Below are 16,626 nucleotides of genomic sequence, written 5' to 3'. Positions count from 1 at the left end.
TCAGACGCGCCCTGAAGTGTCGGGGGAGGCGCCGGGCCTTCCCCGAACCCGGCTGTGACCTCGCGTGAAGGCATCGCCGCCATCGGGGATTTGGCCGGTGCGGTATCCACGTCCCGCCGGGCCGGGGGTCGACGGCGGCGGGGTGGGACTACGGTGGCGGCAGTGACGGGAGACGTCCCTGGGGCACCCTTGGGCATAGATGACCGGTCGGATAATGTGCTCACACGTCGAGGCTCCGTCGCACGGTCCCCGGTGGCGACCCGGTGCACGGCGACTCGACGACCTTTCAGTTCCGGCCCCCGTAGAGGAATGAGCACCTTGCACAAGAGGAAGACGCGGCGGCTGCCCCTCGTGATCGCGATGGGCATGCTGGCCGCAGGCGGCCTGGCCGCCCTGCCGATCACCGCGCTGGCCGACACCGCGGACGGCGCCGCAAGCACCGCGGACACCGCCCTGCAGCAGGAGTTCGCCGCCGCTGCGACGGAGTACCACGTCCCCGCCGCGGTACTGCTGGCGGTGGCCTACCAGGAGTCCGCCTGGCAGTCGCACGGCGCGCAGGCGAGCGCCGACGGCGGCTACGGCCCCATGCACCTGACCGACGTGACCCCGGCCATGATGGCCGGCGGCGGCGCGGGCGCGGTCGGACGCAGCGACCTGCGCGCGATGGCCGCCGACCCGGCGCTGCACACCCTGCAGGCCGCCGCGAAGCTGACCGGCCTGCGGGAAAGCGCCCTGCGCGAGGACCCGGTGGCGAACATCCGCGGCGGCGCCGCCCTGCTGGCCTCGTACCAGACGCAGGTGACCGGCGGCGCTCCGGCGGACCCCGCCCAGTGGTACGGGGCCGTCGCCCGCTACAGCCAGTCCCCGCAGAAGCAGGCCGCGGCGAGCTTCGCCGACCGCGTCTTCGCCACGATCCGCGGCGGCGCGAGCACCGAGGCCGGCGACCGGCAGCGGGTCAGGCTGGACGCCTCGCCCTCGACGCGCCCCGCCACCGCCCAGGTGGACCGCCTCCATCTGGCGGCGTCCGCGGCCACCGGGACCGAGTGCCCGCCGTCCGTGCAGTGCACGTTCGTGGCGGGCTCGCCCGCCGGGTTGCAGGTGTCCGACCGGCCGGCCAACGGCATCACGATCGACACGATCGTCATCCACGACCTGGAGACCTCCTACGACGCCGGTGTCGCGGGCCTGGCCAACCCGACGAACGGCGTGTCGACGCACTACGTCATGCGGTCAGCCGACGGCGCTGTGACCCAGATGGTGCCCACGAAGGACATCGCCTTCCACGCGGGCAACTACTCCACCAACCTGCACTCCGTCGGCATCGAGCACGAGGGCTTCGCCGCGCAGGGCGCCACCTGGTACACCGAGGCGCAGTACGAGGCCACGGCCGACCTGGTGACGTACCTCGCCCAGCGGTTCGGCATCCCGCTCGACCGCCAGCACATCCTGGGTCACGACAACGTCGCCGGGCCGAGCACCGCCACCGTGTCCGCGATGCACTGGGACCCGGGACCGCGCTGGGACTGGGACCACTTCATGCGGTTGCTCCGGGCCCCGCTGTCCGGGCCGCACGGCATCGCGCCCGTGGGCTCCGTCGTGACCATCGACCCCGCCTTCGACACCAACCTGCAGACCGTCCAGGTCTGCCCGTCCGACGACCCGACCGGTGCCGTCACCGCGTGCACGGACCAGCAGCAGGCGTCGAACTTCGTCTTCCTGCGCACCGCACCGGACGCGTCCGCCCCGCTCTTCGGCGACCAGGCGATCCACGGCGCCGCCGCGGGGACGGACCGGATCAGCGACTGGGGCAGCACCGCGCAGGCCGGCCAGCAGTTCGTCGTCGCCGGCCGGCAGGGCGACTGGACCGCGATCTGGTACAGCGGCACGAAGGTGTGGTTCCTCGACCCGGGCGGCTGCAACACCCGGCAGGCCTACGGAGTGAAGACCGTCAGGACCGCGGGCACCGCGCCGGTGTCCCTCTACGGTTCGAGCTACCCCGACGCCTCCGAGTACCCGGCGGGCCTCGGCGCCTCGACGCAGGCCCCGCTGGGCATGTACTCCCTGCCGGCGGGCCAGGCGTACGTCGCGACCCGGCCGCCGACCGCGACGGTGGACTACTTCAAGTCCAGCGGCACGGTCGTCACGGGCGCGAAGACGATGTACACGATCCAGTTCAACCACCGTGTGGCGCTGGTGTACTCCGGCGACGTCATCGCGACTCCCGTGACCCGGCACTGGGAGGACGGCGACTCCCCGCGCTGACGGCGACCCCGGGCCCGGCCGCCGAGGTGAACCCAGCCCCGTCGACCGGCACGGGACCGACATCGTGAGCCCTGCCCGGGCCCCCGGCACGAACGCCGGGGCCCGGGCATCTGCATGCCGTGCGACGGGCGGTTCGGAGGTGCAATATTGCACCCGTTCTGCCCCGTCGTGTGGCCTGGGCGACCACCAGCGCGACTGCACCGGAGTGATTCGGCCGCCCGGCAGGTGTACCCGGGCAGCAGGCACGGGATCGTGAGATTGGCACCCCACGACAAGCAGTGCGCAGCCGCGTGCTCCCGCCACGACGGCACCCGGTCAGGAGCGATGCGCCGCAACTGAAAAGGGACTGAGGGAAATTGAGCGCTATGACGTTGCAGGACGCGATGGACCGTGCCGCGGCGGGCATCGCCAAGGCCACCGAGATGGGCGTCCCCCAGAACATCGCGATCGTCGATGCCGGTGGGCATCTGCTGCACTTCTCGCGGATGGCGGACGCCTGGCTCGGCTCGATCGACATCTCGATCAGGAAGGCCAGGACCGCCGCACTGTTCAAGATGCCGACCGCGGCGATCGGCGAACTGTCCCAACCGGGCGGTGACCTCTACAACATCGAAGTCACCAACGGCGGCCTGGTGAGCTTCGGCGGCGGCCTGCCCGTCACCGACGCCGACGGCCGGGTCATCGGCGCTGTCGGCGTCTCCGGTGGTCAGGTCTCCGAGGACGTCGCGGTCGCGCAGGCGTGCGTCGGCTGACACCCCGCCTGGTCAGTGGGGGACTCGGTATGAGGCGTCGCCTGCGCGCGGATCACGGGCCGAATCCCCCTGGTGAGCTGTCGGATGCGGTCGTTACACTTCGCAAGCCCTGAGGCCCCTGTGGTCGTCACAGGGGCGGGCTTTGGTTTCCTGGGGGGGAACGTATGTCTCAGCTGCCCGGACACGGGCGACGCCACGAGCGTCACCGAAGGAGAGCGGGCGCCGCCGCGCTCACCGCGCTGGTCACCGGCATTGCCGTCACGATTCTCGGATGTGTGGGGCCCACCTACGCCAGCACAGGGCCGGCTGCCGCGAAGCCCGCGGCTGCCGGCACACCCGCGGCGAGCCCGACACCCGGCACCGGCACCGGCAGGACGACGGCCCCGGCACTGTCCAAGCCGTCCAAGCCGTCCGCATCGTCGAAAGCCACCGCCACCGCCACCGCCACCGGCACCGGCACGGCGAAGAAGCCGCCAACCGCACCCTCCGCCGCCAAGGTCAAGGCCCTGCGCGCCGAGGCTGCGAAACGCGCCGCGGCCTCGGTCACCGCGAAGGACACCCAGGCCGCCCAGTGCGGCGGTCCGCTGGTGCTCGACGAGGTGCACGCCTGCACATCGATCCCGGACGGCGGCAGCGATGCCTACACCGTCACCACCACCGTCGCCGACGACCTGCTCACGATCCAGCTCGCCTCCACCTCGGACGCCTACGTCAGCGGTGTGCTCACCGGCCCTGAAGGCAGCGACCTCTACTGCTACGTCTCCGGCTCCGGGCCCGCGAGTTGCCTCACCACGCAGCCCGGAAGCTACACGCTCACGGTGACCGACGACTTCGGCGCCGGCAGCTACACCCTCGCGGTGTCCTCGCTCAGGTCCTCGCCCTGCACCGGCCTCACGGAATCCGACCTGGCCTTCGGCAGCACGCCGCTGACCGGTTCGCTCGGCGCGGGCGCCGCTTCGTCGTGCTACGCGTTCGGCGACGGCGCCGCCAGCGGCGACCTGCTGCTGACGGACGGCCTGTCCTACGAGCTCCAAGGCACGGTCTACGACTCCGCCGGCGCCGATGTCTGCGACATCGGGCAGTACGGCGACACCTGCACCCTGTCCGGCAGCGCGCCCTACCGGCTGCTCCTGCGGGACACCTACGCGCGGGCCGTCTCCTACTCCGTGTCCGTGAACCGGTTGTCCCACCCGTCCGGTTGCGCCGTGCTCGCCGCCGCAGGCTTCGGTGACCAGGACCAGTCCGCCGGGTCCGGGACGATCCCGGCCGGCGGTGCGGCGTGCCACACCGTGACGCTGCCCGAAGGGCGCCTGCTGGTCTCGCTCAAGGGCGGGCAGTCCTCCGACGGCGGCAGCACGTCCTGGAAGCTCTACACCGCGCAGGGCGACCTGGTCTGCGGCGACGCGGACGACGCCACCTGTGCGACCCTTCCTGGCGCCGGCACGTACACCCTGCTGCTGCAGAACAGCTCGACCTACCTCGCCGCCTCCTACGCGGTCGCGCTCGTCCCGCTGACCGCCACCACCGGGTGCGCGGCAAGCGTGGGCACGGCCTACGACCTGCCCCTGATGCACGAGACGCTCAGCTCCCCCGTGCAGGTGGACTGCCGGCCCTTCGACGGAGCGCCGGGCGACCGGATCGACCTCATGGCCGCCACCGACGTCTACGGCGGGCTCGTCACCACCATCGTCGATCCCGCGGGCACCTCGTCCTGTTCGACCGCCACCGACGACGGCAGCAGTCAGGACGGCTGCGTCCTGACCGGCACGGGTCCGTACCGGGTGATCACCCGGAGCACGAACGACTTCGTCGGCACCTACAGCATGCGCATCACCAGGCTCTCGGACCCGGCGGGCTGCACGCCGTTGGCCCCCCAGGCCTACGGCACCGCTCCTGCCACCTCCACCGACCCCTGCTGGCTGCTCCAGGTGCCCGCGGCCGGCACGTACGACGTCGGCGGGATGTCGGTCTACCGTCAGGACGGCACGCGCCTGTGCGTGCAGGGCGCGGCTTCCTGCACCTTCCCGGCAGCGGGCGCGTACCCCCTGGTCTTCCGGCCGGCTCACTCCGACGAGACGGTCTTCTCGCCGGTCTTCGTGTCCCCCACGCAGACCGAGGGGTGCGTGTCGGCGACCGACACCGGCTTCAGCAGCGGCCCGCTGCGGGTCGACCTGAGCGTCGCGGGCGTGCGCGACTGCCTCACGCTGCCCACGGCGTCGGGCAACGGCCTCTACCTGGTGGCGAGTCCTTCCGAGGACGGGGACAGGCCCGTCGAGACGGTCTACGACGCCGAGGGCGTCAAGCAGTGCGAGAACGAGTACTCGTTCGGCGTCTGCAAGCTGACCGGCACCGCCCCCTTCCACCTCGTGCTGACGGCGCCCGCGGGTGTCTACGGGCTGACCATCCAGCGCACCGGTGACGCGACCGGCTGCATCGGGTGGCCGCAGTCCCCGTTCGGGGGCTCCACCGGCACCCAGGTCCAGCTGACCACGGCGCTCCAGACCGCTTGTCTGGCCCTCCCCGCGAACGGCCACTCCACGGCGGAGATGTTCGACTACACCAACACCGGCAACCGGGTCAACGCCTCCGTGCGGGTGTACGACGCCACGGGCGACCAGGTGTGTGCGACCGTCGCAAGTTCCGCGACCACCTGCCGTTTCGCCGCCGGCGTGGGCTACACCGCTGTCCTCGTCGGCACGGGCGGCGCCGACACCTACCACCTCGTGCGCCGGGACGTCTCGTCCACGGCGAGCTGCGCCGCCGCGGCGTCGCTGACCGTCGGCGGTCCTTCGACCGGCTACACCTTCACCTCGGCCCTGGACTCCCGCTGCCTGCGCGTCCAGGCCGCCGCCACGGACAAGCTCTGGCTGTCCGTGCGGACGCCGACCGCCGCTGCGGACAGCGGTGCGGACCTCCTTGTCGTCGATGCCACCGGCACGATCGTGTGCTGGCAGCAGGGCGCCTCGTGCAGGGTGAGCGGCTCGACGTCATACGCCGTCATCGTCCTCGCCTCCGGCTACGCGGGCACGCCGATCGCCGCGCACGTGGACACCTGGAGGGTGGGTACCGCCTCCGGCTGGGTGTCGCAGTGCACGGCCAACTCCCTGTCCCCTGACGGGTTCTCGCTGCGGAGCGGGTCCCTCACCGAGACCTCCACGGCCTACTGCGGAGTGATGCAGGTCAAGCCGTGGCAGGGCTTCGACGTGTACGGGACCGACAGCGACCCGGCGTCCGCACCGGCGCTCGGCCTCTACAGCAGCGCCAACTGGAACGGCACGTCCTTCGACTACGGCTACCAGTGCATCGGGAGCGGGGCCGACTTCGACTACCAGTGCTCCGTCAGCGGTGGTGTCGCCGCGACGCAGGTGGTCTTCGTCCTCAGCCCGGGTGGCGCCACGCCTCCCCTCCAGTACACGATGCAGGGCGTGTGCCGCTCCCACTGCTCGACGCCGCCCAAAGCGGCGGACCTGACCTCGGTGGCACCCGCGTCGGGGCCGGCCGGGACGCGGAACCAGGTGGTCATCCACGGCAGCAACCTGACGCTCGGCACCGAGGTGGACCTGGCCAAGGACGGCGAGCAGGCGAGCAACTACACGATGTCGACTCCCGTCTCCGTCAGCGCCGACGGCACCACACTGACGGTGCTGCTCAGCACCGAGGGCCTGGCGCCTGGCACGTACGACATCGTGCTCGACAGCAACGGCTACACGGTCGGCACCCGTTCACCCGGCTATCTGCCGGGCGGATACACCGTGACCGCGGCGAGCCTGCCCAAGTGGGGCGGCCCGGCGCACGTCACCGACCCCCCGGCGATCTTCGCTCCCGGGGGCAAGCGGCCCCCGCCGAAATGGACCGTACCCACCTCCTGAGCCCCGGCCCCGCCGACAAGTGCCCGACCCAGAAGGGCCCCGCCTCCCGCGGGGCCCTTCGTCGTGGTGGCCGCCGCATCGCGAATCCACCCGACCGGGCGGCACATGCGGGGTGGGTCGTGGCGAAGAAGCCCTGCTCAGCAGAGGTGTGCCATGTTGGGGACAAGTGGCCGAACCCCCCGGGGCGCTGGATCCCGATGTGCCGGGATCGCGTCGGCCGCGGCGGAGCGACAGCGAGTCCTGGAGGTTCGGTGCGAGTCCTGCTCATCGCCGGCGCGGTCAACAGCCTCACCCAGCGGGTGCAGGCAGAACTGCGCGACCGCGGCCACACCGTGGCCGTCGCGCCGGTCCGTGACGCCCATACGGTGCGGACCGCGGTCGCCGAGCACGACCCGGAGCTGATCATCGCTCCCATGCTCAAGACCGCCGTTCCCGAGGACGTGTGGTCCCGGCACACCTGCCTGATCGTGCATCCGGGTCCACCCGGCGACCGGGGGCCGTCGGCTCTGGACTGGGCGATCCAGGAGGGCGCATCCACCTGGGGTGTGACGGTCCTTCAAGCGGACGCCGAGATGGACGCGGGAGACGTGTGGGCGTCGGCCTCCTTCGACATGCCGCCCACCGGCAAGAGCGATGTGTACCGCGGTGAGGCGTCCGACGCGGCCTTGGACGCCGTGCTCGTCACGGTCGACCGTTTCGCCTCCGGCTGCCACCGGCCCGCACCGCAGTCCCCGCGCGGCCGGGGCGCAAGGCCGTACCTGCGGCAGAGCGAGCGCCGCATCGACTGGCGGACCGACGCCACAGCAGACGTCCTGCGCAGGCTGCGTGCGGCGGACTCCCAGCCGGGTGTGCTCGACGACCTGCTGGGCGGTCAGTGGTACCTGCACGGTGGCCACGCCGAGGACCGGCTGCGCGGGGAACCAGGCAGGGTCATCGCCACCCGTGCACAGGCGATCTGCCGTGCGACGGTCGACGGCGCCGTGTGGATTCCCCAGTTGCGCGCCCGCCGCACCCCCGCTGATCCGCCCGGCGTCAAACTGCCCGCCACCCTCGCGCTCGGCGCCGCACTGCCGCGGGTCCCCGAAATGCCCGTACCGCTCGGCTTGCCCGTGTGGCGCGACACGTTCAGCGACATCCGGTACCGCGAAGAGGAAGGCGTCGGCATCGTCGGGTTCTCCTTCCCCGGAGGCGCCATGAGCACGGCCCAGTGCCGCCGGCTGCTGGACGCCTACCGGTACGCCTGCTCGCGGCCCACACGTGTGATCGTCCTCGGCGGCCACCGGGACTTCTTCTCCAACGGCATCCACCTGAACGTCATCGAGGCCGCCGCCGATCCGTCGGCCGAGTCGTGGGCCAACATCCAGGCGATCGACGATCTCGTGGAGGCGGTGCTCACCACCACCGACCGGTTCGTCGTCTCCGCGCTCGGCGGCAATGCGGCCGCCGGCGGGGTGATGCTGGCGATCGCCGCCGACGAGGTGTGGTGCAGGAGCGGAGTCGTCCTCAACCCGCACTACCGCCTGATGGGCCTGCCCGGCTCGGAGTTCTGGACCTACTCGCTGCCTCGCCGGGTCGGTCCTGAGACCGCCGACTGGTTGACGCGCAACCCCGAGCCGCTGAGCGCCGCCGCCGCTCAGCGGCTCGGCATGGTGGACCGGATCCTGCCGAGCAGTCCCGAAGGCTTCGCCGCACGGGTGATGGAGCTGGCCGGGGACCTGGCCGCGGATCCGGCGACCCATCAGCGCCTTGCCGAGAAGAAGAACACCCGGGCCCGGGATGAGACGGCCAAACCGCTGGCGGCCTACCGGGCCGAGGAACTCGCCCGGATGAAGCGGGTCTTCTTCGACCCGGCGGCGCCCTACCACGCGCTGCGACGGGCGTTCGTCCGCAAGGAGCCCTCGCCGAGCTGATGCCGCGGGCCGCGGCGCTCAGGACGCGACGGCGCCAGCGGCGTGGACGGCCGGCCTGCGGTCAGACTTTGGGCTGACGTCACTCGTGCTGACGAGTGACGTCAGCCCAATAACGGAGCCCCCCATCTTGATGCCCGGCGCCACGCCCGCTCGGTCGCATGCGGCCCTGCCGGTAGGTTCAGGAGGCCAGGCTTGCGAGCCTGGGCCGCGTGCCGCTCGGACTTGTCACCAGGGGGACAGGATGAATGAGTCAGGAAGAGTCGAGGCGTTCAGCGATGGGGTCTTCGCGATTGCGATCACCCTGCTGATCCTGGAGATCAAGGTGCCCGAGGACGCGCGGGACAACCTGTGGTCGACGCTGGGCGGCCAGTGGCCGTCCTACGCCGCATACGTGGTGACCTTCCTGATCATCGGCGTGATGTGGGTCAACCATCACACCGTCTTCCAGTCCATCGCCCGGGTGGACCGGAAGCTGCTGTTCCTCAACCTGGTGCTGTTGATGGGTGTTGCGGCGTTGCCGTGGCCGGCGGCGGTGGTGGCTCGCTACCTGCGGGAGGGGAACGCGGCGCAGGTCGCCCTCGCCGTCTACGGGTTGTTCATGGTCTTCCATGCACTGGTGTTCCAGGCGCTGTGGTGGCATCTGACCCGCACCGGCCACCTCTTCGACGACCGGGTCGACGTCGCGGCGGCTCGCGCCACGCGGGCGCGCTTCGCTCTCGGGTCGGTCGCGTACCCCATCACGGTCGGCCTCGCCTTCGTCTCGGCCCCGCTGACGCTGGCGGTGCACGGATTGCTCGCCGTGTACTACGCGTTCAACCAGGTCCCGGTGCCGAGCAAGGCGGAAGCTGCGTCCGCGGAGCCTGCTGCGGGTTAGTGCTGCCGAGGATGTGGGGCCGGGCCGTGGTTGTCCGCGCCGCACAGGAGCATCACCGACGCGCGGAACCGGTCCGCAGCGGTGCGCGGGTCCACCAGGCCGGAACGGACCTGCTGGTCAGCGGTGTGGCCGAGGGCGATTGTCGCCGCCACCAGCCAGTCGGTGTCCAGCGTGGTGGTGAACTCGCCGCTTTCGCGGCCGCGGCGGATGAGCGATTCGAGGCTCTCCTGGACCGGCGCGTGCCGTTCGGCGTCCGCCTCGGGGTGGGGCTCAGGATCGCCGAGGGCCGTCTGATCGGCGAGAAGCGTGCCGGCGGCGGCGAGGAACCGGTCGAGGGCCTCGGTGGCGCCACCGGCCTCGGGGGCGGCGGCCTCCAGCGCGGTGTACGCCTGGCGGCTCAGTTCGTCACGTACTGCCGTCAGCAATCCTTCCCTGGTGCCGAAGTGCACATATGCGGTCTGCCGCGCCACCCCGGCGGCGGCCGCGATCTCCGCCATGCCTGCCTCCGGGCGCGAGGCGAGGATGCGGATCGCCGCCGAGACCAGGGCGGCGCGGTTGCGGGAGACCTCCACCCGCTGACGGCGGCGCCTTATATCTGACACGGTTGACAAGCCTAACAGGCTGCTCAAGAGTGACGAGCATGACAGCGACAAGCGAGGCAACCGAACGGGCGGCCCGCCGCCTCCTGCTCGACTACACCCGCGACATCGGCCAGTCCGACGAGGATCCGGCGGTGGTCGTGGACCGCACCATGACGGACGATGTCGTCTGGTTCAGCGACGGCGCCGCCCTCACCCGGGAGCAGCTGATCGCCCATGCGGCCCCGGTGCGAAAGAACGTCATCAGCGGCGAGCTGCTGATCGACGAACTCCTCGTCGACGGCGGGCGGTTCGCCGCGCGCTGCCGCATGGCCGTGGAGCACCGCAAGCTCGGCAGAGTGTCGATGGACTGGATCCTGATGGGCGAGGTCGCCGATGACGGGCGGGTGCGGCGCGTCCATCAGCTTGCCCGCACGGCCTGACGATCCGGCGCCGGTTGCCCAGGGGTGCAGCCGGCGGATGCCGGGTGCGTCATCGCCCGGCGGCGGCGCACCGAACGTCCCGACGGAAAAGCGCGGCCCACAGGAAGGTCTTGCCGAAGAGCGGCGACTCGGGAGGCTCTTCCCGCATCCGGCGCAGTTCGACCTCCACCAGGTCGGAGAAGATCCAGCGCAGTGATTCGGGCGTGTACGCGAGGCCGCCCCGCAAGTCGCGTTCGCGGTAGAGGTCCGCGTCGGCGAGCGCCGTACCCATTCCGGCCTCGCCGGCGGCGAAGCAGGTGAGCGCGAAGTGCCCACCGGGGGCCAGGACGCGGTCGAGGAGAGCCAGATAGCCGACGCGGCGGTGCGGCGGCAGGTGGTGGAAGCATCCCGAGTCCACAACCAGGTCATACGGGCCGGTCAAGTCGGTGGCGGCGGCATCGAAAGCGTCACCGCACAGGAAGCGGACGTCAGCTCCGACCTCGCGAGCCCGGCCCTCGGCCCAGTCGACGGCCACCGGGGACAGGTCGACGGCGTCCACCTCGAAGCCGTGCGATGCGAGGTGCAGGGCATTGCGGCCCGCCCCGCATCCGAGGTCAAGGGCCCGGCCGGGAGCGATGAGGCCCTGGGCGAGGTAGGCGGCCAGGTTCTCGTCGGGCTTTGCCGCGAAGAAGGGAACCGGCCTCGACCTGTCGGCGTAGAAGCGATCCCAGAAGTCCTTGCCGTCGCCGGTGGCCACCCGGCCGGCGAAGGACCCGGATGCGAACAGCCCGTCCAAAAGCGCGAACAGGTCCTCGACGGTGCGTACGGTCCGGTCCATCCGGCCCCCTTTCCACCAGGGCCGATCGTAGGGGTGAAGGGGGTGAATGGCCAGGTCAGACCATGTTTCCCGAGGTCCGGAGCGGGCTGCTGCGGGTGTCTGGCGAGACCGGCGAGGACCTCGCTCCGCACCCCGGCCCCGCGCCCCTCCAGGCCCCCCTCCGTGGCCGGGAAAGGGCCACTCCGGGCCCCGGCCGGCAGACTTTCCCCACGAGTTCCGCGGACATCGGCGGAACACCGATCACTGGTGGCTGACATTCAACTCCCCCCGCTTCACACCTGGTTGTAGGATTTTCCAACCGGTGGAGAACGGTGGGATGAATGGGTGAGCCGATGAGCAGCCAGCAGCCCGAGGTGTCGCCTCGGCAATGGCACGGTGTGCACAAGGCGCTCGCCGATCCCCTGCGCATTCGGCTCCTCGAGGCGCTCTGGGAGACGCCGCAGTCCGTACGTGAGCTCGCCGTCAGCGCAGATCTTCCGGCTGACCGGCTCTACTACCACCTGGGGCAGCTCGAGCGGGCGGGGCTGATCGAGATTGCGGAGTACCGGCCGCTGGCGCGCGGCAAAGTCGAGCGGATCTACGCCCCCGCGGTGACGGAACCGCCAGGTGATGCCGGAAGCCCGGAGGAGATGGCCGAGTTCCTGGGCTCGATGCTGGACGCCACCAGGGCCGACATCAGCACGGCCTGCCGGTCCCGGCAGGCCGGCGCCCGCCGAGAGGTCGAGCTTCACCGTGGTGCGCTGCGACTGACCGACGAGGCACTCGCCGAGCTGCGTGGCCACATCGCCCGCCTCGCCACCCGATTCGGCGACCGGGACGCCCCCGGGATCTGGACGCGGGTCGTCATCACGCTTGTCGACCTTCAGGACCGGCCGTCCTCTGACACCACAACCCTGCCGGGGAGGTCGTCGTGAACGACGGCGAGGAACACACGCCCAGTGCCCTGTTACGAGCCTCGGACGCCGAGCGCGAACGGGTCGAGGCGCGGTTGCAACACCACTTCGCGGTCGGCCGGCTGACGCTCCCCGAACTCGAGGAGCGCGTGGCGGTGGCCTACGAAGCGCAGACCCGCGGGCAACTCGACGTCCTCTTGGCGGACCTGCCGGCGGAACCGGAAGAGCCCGCTCGACCCGTCGATGTGGTCGACTCGCGGCTGCTGGTCATCCTGCTGTGCTGCTCGCCGCCCGCGGCGCTCGTCTACTGGCTCCTCTCCCGGCGCGCGGCGCGCCGAAGGGGCACGCCGCTCTGCGGCTGATCGGCGTTGTCACAGGCCCGCGGTGGTGGCCCGGCCCTGGCCCCGGTGCCGGGCGGGACCGGGGCCAGGCTGTGGGACGGGTGACTGCTCAGTCCGCCAGTTGCCGGTAGGCGGGCAGGGTCAGGAAGTCGACGTACTCGGCGTCGAGAGCCGTGCGCAGCAGCAGATCGTAGGCCTCGCTCCACTTGCCCGACGCGAAGGCGTCCTCGCCGATCTCGGTGCGGATCGCGGTGATCTCGTCGGCCGCGACGCGGCGGACCAGCTCGGGGGTGGCCTTATCGCCGTTGTCGAAGACGACACCGGTGTTGGTCCACTGCCAGATCTGCGAGCGGGAGATCTCCGCGGTGGCCGCGTCCTCCATCAGGTTGAAGATGGCGACCGCGCCCATGCCGCGCAGCCAGGCCTCGATGTAGCGGATGCCGACCTGGACGGCGTTGCGCAGCCCCTCGTAGGTGGGGCTGGCGTCGAGGGAGGCGATGTCGATGAGTTCGGCCGCGGTGACGTCGACGTCCTCGCGCAGCCGGTCCTTCTGGTTGGGGCGGTCGCCGAGGACCGCGTCGAAGGAGGCGCGGGCGATCGGCACCAGGTCCGGGTGCGCGACCCAGGAGCCGTCGAATCCGTCCGCCGCCTCGCGGTCCTTGTCCGCCTTGACCTTCTCGAAGGCGACCTTGTTGACCTCGGCGTCCCGGCGGGACGGGATGAAGGCCGCCATTCCGCCGATGGCGTGCGCACCGCGCTTGTGGCAGGTGCGGACCAGCAGTTCGGTGTACGCCCGCATGAACGGCGCGGTCATCGTGACCGCGTTGCGGTCCGGCAGCACGAAACGGGCGCCGCCGTCGCGGAAGTTCTTCACGATGGAGAAGAGGTAGTCCCAGCGGCCCGCGTTGAGCCCCGAGGCGTGGTCGCGCAACTCGTAGAGGATCTCGTCCATTTCGTACGCGGCGGTGATCGTCTCGATCAGCACGGTCGCCCGGACGGTGCCCTGCGGGATGCCGAGCCGGTCCTGGGCGAAGACGAACACGTCGTTCCACAGCCGGGCTTCGAGGTGGGACTCGGTCTTGGGCAGGTAGAAGTACGGGCCCTTGCCGAGGTCGATGAGCCGCTGGGCGTTGTGGAAGAAGTAGAGGCCGAAGTCGACCAGGCCGCCCGGCATCTGCTCGCCGTCCACGGTGAGGTGCCGCTCGTCGAGGTGCCAGCCGCGCGGCCGGGTCACCACGGTGGCCAGCTCGTCGGCGGGGCGCAGCGCGTAGGTCTTGCCCTCGGGGGAGGTGAAGTCGATCCGCCGCTCGTAGGCGTCGATCAGGTTCCGCTGGCCGCCGATGACGTTCTCCCAGGTGGGTGCGGAGGCGTCCTCGAAGTCGGCGAGCCAGATCCGCGCACCGGAATTCAGCGCGTTGATGGTCATCTTGCGGTCGGTGGGTCCGGTGATCTCCACCCGGCGGTCGTTGAGCGCGGCCGGCGCCGGCGCCACCCGCCAGCTGCCGTCCTCGCGGATGTGCGCGGTCTCGGGGCGGAAGTCCAGGGTCGCGGTGCGGGCGATCTCCGCGCGGCGTTCGGCGCGCAATGCCAGCAGTTCGGCGCGCCTGGGCGCGAAGCGGCGGTGCAGCTCGGCGAGGAATTCCAGTGCCCCGGGGGTCAGCACCTCCTCCTCGCGCGCCACGTGGTGCCCGGCCGTCCCGGTGACGACGGCTGCGGACGAAGGGGTCGGTGCGGACATGCGGTCATTCCTCCAGAACGGGTGCGCGACACGCCGTCGTGCGTACTGGTGGCACGCGGTGCCTTGCCGCCGCGAGCCGCGGGCGCTTCTGCAAGGTGGAGCATAGTTTTCGCAGTGCGGAAGTTCAACGTTTTGTGGCACGCGGTGCATCGGGCGCCAGAAGCCGCAGGTCGATGGGGGTGTCGATATCGGCCGGGTCGGCGATGTCGGAGCAGTCCACCAGGATCGTCTGGGTGACGTGCTCGCGCAGATACGTCCTGGCCCCCCGGTCCTCGCCCGCGCTGCCCGCGACACCCGCCCAGCGTGCGGCGCCGATCAGCACCGGGTGCGCGCGGCGCTCGCCGTAAGCGGCCGACACCAGCGCCGACAGCAGGTCGTCGCCGGCCCGCGCCGCCGCGACCACCCGGGCGACCGCAGCCGCACCCACCCCCGGCTGGTCGACCAGCGCGATCACCACCGCGTCCGGGCGCGGCCGCACCGACGCCAGCGAGGCCAGGCCCGCGCGCAGCGACGAGCCCATGCCCTCCGGCCAGTGCGGATTGTCGACCAGCAGGCAGTCGGGCAACTCCGCCGTGGCCCGCACCTCCTCGGCCGCCGCACCGAGCACCACGTGCAGCGGCCCGCAGCCGCCGTCGCGCAGCGCGCGCACCGCGTGCTCCACCAGCGGGCGGCCGCCGTACGGCAGCAGTGCCTTCGGCCGCCCGCCCAGTCGCCGCCCACCCCCGGCCGCCAAGAGCAGCCCGGCCACCTCGCCCTTTGTGTCCATGCCTCCTGCATACCGTCTGCCCGGCCGCAGCGGAACAGGCCGCAGCCGGGTCGGCGTGTTCCGGTATCGTCTGGCCAGGGGCCGGGAGGGGCGGTACGGGGCATGTCCGCGCAGTCCTCCCTCCCACCGGCCGACACGGGAGCGTGCCCGCACACCGCGTCGGGCGGGCTTGTCCGCGTAGGCCCGAGGATCGGGGACTGATGGGCGCTCAGCACACCGGCGGCGAGGTCCGTCCCGGGCACGCCGGGCACCCGGGGCCGCTGTACCAGCCGCTCACGCCCGACGATCCCGCGGTCGTCGCGGGGCACCGGATCGCCGCCAGGCTCGGCGTCGGAGCCCTCGGCCCGGTCTACCTCGCCTACGCGCCCGACGGCCGGCCTGTCGCCCTCACCGCGGTCCGCCCGGAACTCGCCGCCCGCTCCGGCTTCGCCGCCGCCTTCGAACACGACGTGCAGGCCGTACGGCGGGTGCACGGCCCGTATACGGTTCCGGTGCTCGGCAGCGGACACGACGGTTCCCGCTACTGGCTGGCCGCCGGCTACGTGCCCGCGCTCAGCCTGCACGCCGCCGTCAGCGGCACCGGGCGGCCGCTGCCCGTCCCCGTCGTCCTGCGCCTGGTCGCCGGTGTCGCCGAGGCGCTGCGCGCCGTCCACCACGCCGGAGTCGTCCACGCCGGGCTCGGCCCCGGTACGGTGCTGCTCGCCGCGGACGGGCCGCGTGTCACGGGCTACGGCGTCACCCGCGCGGCCGCCGACGCCCCCGGCATCCCCGCGTACTCCTCGCCCGAGCAGGCCGCGGACAAGCCGCCCGTCCCGGCCACCGACGTCTTCGCCCTCGGACAGATCGCGGCCTACGCGGCCATCGGCACGGCACCGTTCGGCGCGCGCGCCCTGCACGAGGAACCCGACCTGTCGGAACTGCCAGGCGAGCTGCGGGAGATCGTCACCCGCTGCCTGATCAAGGACCCGGCCCTGCGGCCCTCGCCGTCGCAGGTCATCGCGATGTGCACGCAGGCCACCCACCGCCGCCCGCCCAGTCCGTGGCTCCCGACCCCCCTCCAGACCCTCCTCACCCTGCCGCCGCCCCTTCCCCCTCTCCCTCCTCCCGGCACCTGGACCCACCCGCCCGTTGCCGCACCGGCGCCTTCGCCGGTCGCTGGCCCGGTCGCGCCCGGCGGCACCCCGCCGGGTGGCGTTGCGGTGCCTTCGCCGGTCGCTGGCCCGGTTGTGCCCGGCGGCACCCCGCCGGGTGGCGTTGCGGTGCCTTCGCCGGTCGCTGGCCCGGTCGTGCCCGGCGGCACCCCGCCGGGTGGCGTTGCGGTGCCTTCGCCGGTCGCTGGCCCGGTTGTGCCCGGCGGCACCCCGCCGGGTGGCGTTGCGGTGC

13 protein-coding genes are annotated in these 16,626 nt (G+C 72.0%); 9 read left to right on the top strand and 4 right to left on the bottom strand.

Going from position 1 to position 16,626, the window contains the following annotated elements; genetic code table 11:
- Positions 1–309: 309 nt before the first annotated feature.
- From ACGFMP_RS28240 to ACGFMP_RS28220, 5 genes are all read left to right on the top strand, one after another.
- Positions 310–2,262 carry an N-acetylmuramoyl-L-alanine amidase gene (locus ACGFMP_RS28240; RefSeq protein WP_393675835.1) on the top strand — a complete coding sequence of 651 codons (1,953 nt, stop codon included), beginning with the start codon at positions 310–312 and terminating at the stop codon, positions 2,260–2,262.
- 365 nt (positions 2,263–2,627) lie between these two features.
- Positions 2,628–3,014 (top strand): heme-binding protein, encoded by a 387-nt coding sequence (locus tag ACGFMP_RS28235; protein ID WP_393675834.1) that lies wholly within the window; start codon positions 2,628–2,630, stop codon positions 3,012–3,014.
- A 275-nt stretch (positions 3,015–3,289) separates the two neighbouring features.
- A complete protein-coding gene (locus ACGFMP_RS28230) occupies positions 3,290–6,883 on the top strand; it encodes a hypothetical protein (protein ID WP_393675833.1) in 3,594 nt (1,197 codons plus the stop codon).
- Between the two features lie 251 nt (positions 6,884–7,134).
- Positions 7,135–8,793, top strand: coding sequence for a hydrogenase maturation protein (locus ACGFMP_RS28225; protein ID WP_393675832.1), 1,659 nt, complete (start codon positions 7,135–7,137; stop codon positions 8,791–8,793).
- A gap of 241 nt (positions 8,794–9,034) precedes the next feature.
- The gene (locus ACGFMP_RS28220; RefSeq protein WP_393675831.1) at positions 9,035–9,667 is read left to right on the top strand and encodes a TMEM175 family protein; all 633 of its coding nucleotides are present in this window, start codon (positions 9,035–9,037) and stop codon (positions 9,665–9,667) included.
- On the opposite strand, the gene ACGFMP_RS28215 is transcribed toward ACGFMP_RS28220, so the two are convergent.
- A complete protein-coding gene (locus ACGFMP_RS28215; RefSeq protein ID WP_393675896.1) occupies positions 9,664–10,269 on the bottom strand; it encodes a TetR family transcriptional regulator in 606 nt (201 codons plus the stop codon). The two genes, ACGFMP_RS28220 and ACGFMP_RS28215, sit on opposite strands and share 4 nt — an antisense overlap.
- Positions 10,270–10,307: 38 nt before the next feature.
- On the opposite strand from ACGFMP_RS28215, the gene ACGFMP_RS28210 reads away from it, so the two are divergent.
- Complete coding sequence (locus tag ACGFMP_RS28210) at positions 10,308–10,688, top strand: nuclear transport factor 2 family protein (protein ID WP_393675830.1); 381 nt, start codon at positions 10,308–10,310, stop codon at positions 10,686–10,688.
- A 49-nt stretch (positions 10,689–10,737) separates the two neighbouring features.
- Here the strand turns inward: ACGFMP_RS28210 and ACGFMP_RS28205 are convergent, their stop codons facing one another.
- Positions 10,738–11,505, bottom strand: coding sequence for a class I SAM-dependent methyltransferase (locus ACGFMP_RS28205; RefSeq protein ID WP_393675829.1), 768 nt, complete (start codon positions 11,503–11,505; stop codon positions 10,738–10,740).
- 332 nt (positions 11,506–11,837) lie between these two features.
- Between ACGFMP_RS28205 and ACGFMP_RS28200 the strand changes: the two genes are divergently transcribed.
- Both ACGFMP_RS28200 and ACGFMP_RS28195 read left to right on the top strand, forming a co-directional pair.
- Entirely contained in the window at positions 11,838–12,419 is a 582-nt protein-coding gene (locus tag ACGFMP_RS28200; protein ID WP_393675828.1) for an ArsR/SmtB family transcription factor, read from the top strand.
- Positions 12,416–12,760 carry a DUF1707 domain-containing protein gene (locus ACGFMP_RS28195; protein WP_393675827.1) on the top strand — a complete coding sequence of 115 codons (345 nt, stop codon included), beginning with the start codon at positions 12,416–12,418 and terminating at the stop codon, positions 12,758–12,760. Before ACGFMP_RS28200 ends, ACGFMP_RS28195 begins: the two co-directional genes overlap by 4 nt.
- A gap of 88 nt (positions 12,761–12,848) precedes the next feature.
- Here the strand turns inward: ACGFMP_RS28195 and aceB are convergent, their stop codons facing one another.
- Together aceB and ACGFMP_RS28185 are read right to left on the bottom strand one after the other, a co-directional pair.
- Positions 12,849–14,477, bottom strand: a complete 1,629-nt coding sequence (gene aceB, locus ACGFMP_RS28190) for a malate synthase A (protein WP_393675826.1) — start codon at positions 14,475–14,477, stop codon at positions 12,849–12,851.
- Between the two features lie 124 nt (positions 14,478–14,601).
- Positions 14,602–15,243, bottom strand: coding sequence for an NTP transferase domain-containing protein (locus ACGFMP_RS28185; protein ID WP_393675825.1), 642 nt, complete (start codon positions 15,241–15,243; stop codon positions 14,602–14,604).
- A 200-nt stretch (positions 15,244–15,443) separates the two neighbouring features.
- Between ACGFMP_RS28185 and ACGFMP_RS28180 the strand changes: the two genes are divergently transcribed.
- On the top strand, positions 15,444–16,626 hold a 1,183-nt coding region (locus ACGFMP_RS28180; protein ID WP_393675824.1), incomplete at its 3' end, for a serine/threonine-protein kinase.

Origin of the sequence: Streptomyces sp. NPDC049040, assembly GCF_043197715.1 — a bacterium.
In the GTDB taxonomy this organism is placed as follows: Bacteria; Actinomycetota; Actinomycetes; order Streptomycetales; family Streptomycetaceae; genus Actinacidiphila.
Note: the sequence above shows the minus strand (reverse complement) of the source record. Positions and strands in the feature narration are given on the sequence as shown.

Bases quoted from the DNA above. Each gene is read 5' to 3' on its own strand.
- ACGFMP_RS28240 (WP_393675835.1), top strand. From the start codon at position 310: ATGAGCACCTTGCACAAGAGGAAGACGCGGCGGCTGCCCCTCGTGATC.
- ACGFMP_RS28235 (WP_393675834.1), top strand. From the start codon at position 2,628: ATGACGTTGCAGGACGCGATGGACCGTGCCGCGGCGGGCATCGCCAAG.
- ACGFMP_RS28220 (WP_393675831.1), top strand. From the start codon at position 9,035: ATGAATGAGTCAGGAAGAGTCGAGGCGTTCAGCGATGGGGTCTTCGCG.
- ACGFMP_RS28210 (WP_393675830.1), top strand. From the start codon at position 10,308: ATGACAGCGACAAGCGAGGCAACCGAACGGGCGGCCCGCCGCCTCCTG.
- ACGFMP_RS28205 (WP_393675829.1), bottom strand. From the start codon at position 11,505: ATGGACCGGACCGTACGCACCGTCGAGGACCTGTTCGCGCTTTTGGAC.
- ACGFMP_RS28200 (WP_393675828.1), top strand. From the start codon at position 11,838: ATGAGCAGCCAGCAGCCCGAGGTGTCGCCTCGGCAATGGCACGGTGTG.
- aceB (WP_393675826.1), bottom strand. From the start codon at position 14,477: ATGTCCGCACCGACCCCTTCGTCCGCAGCCGTCGTCACCGGGACGGCC.
- ACGFMP_RS28185 (WP_393675825.1), bottom strand. From the start codon at position 15,243: ATGGACACAAAGGGCGAGGTGGCCGGGCTGCTCTTGGCGGCCGGGGGT.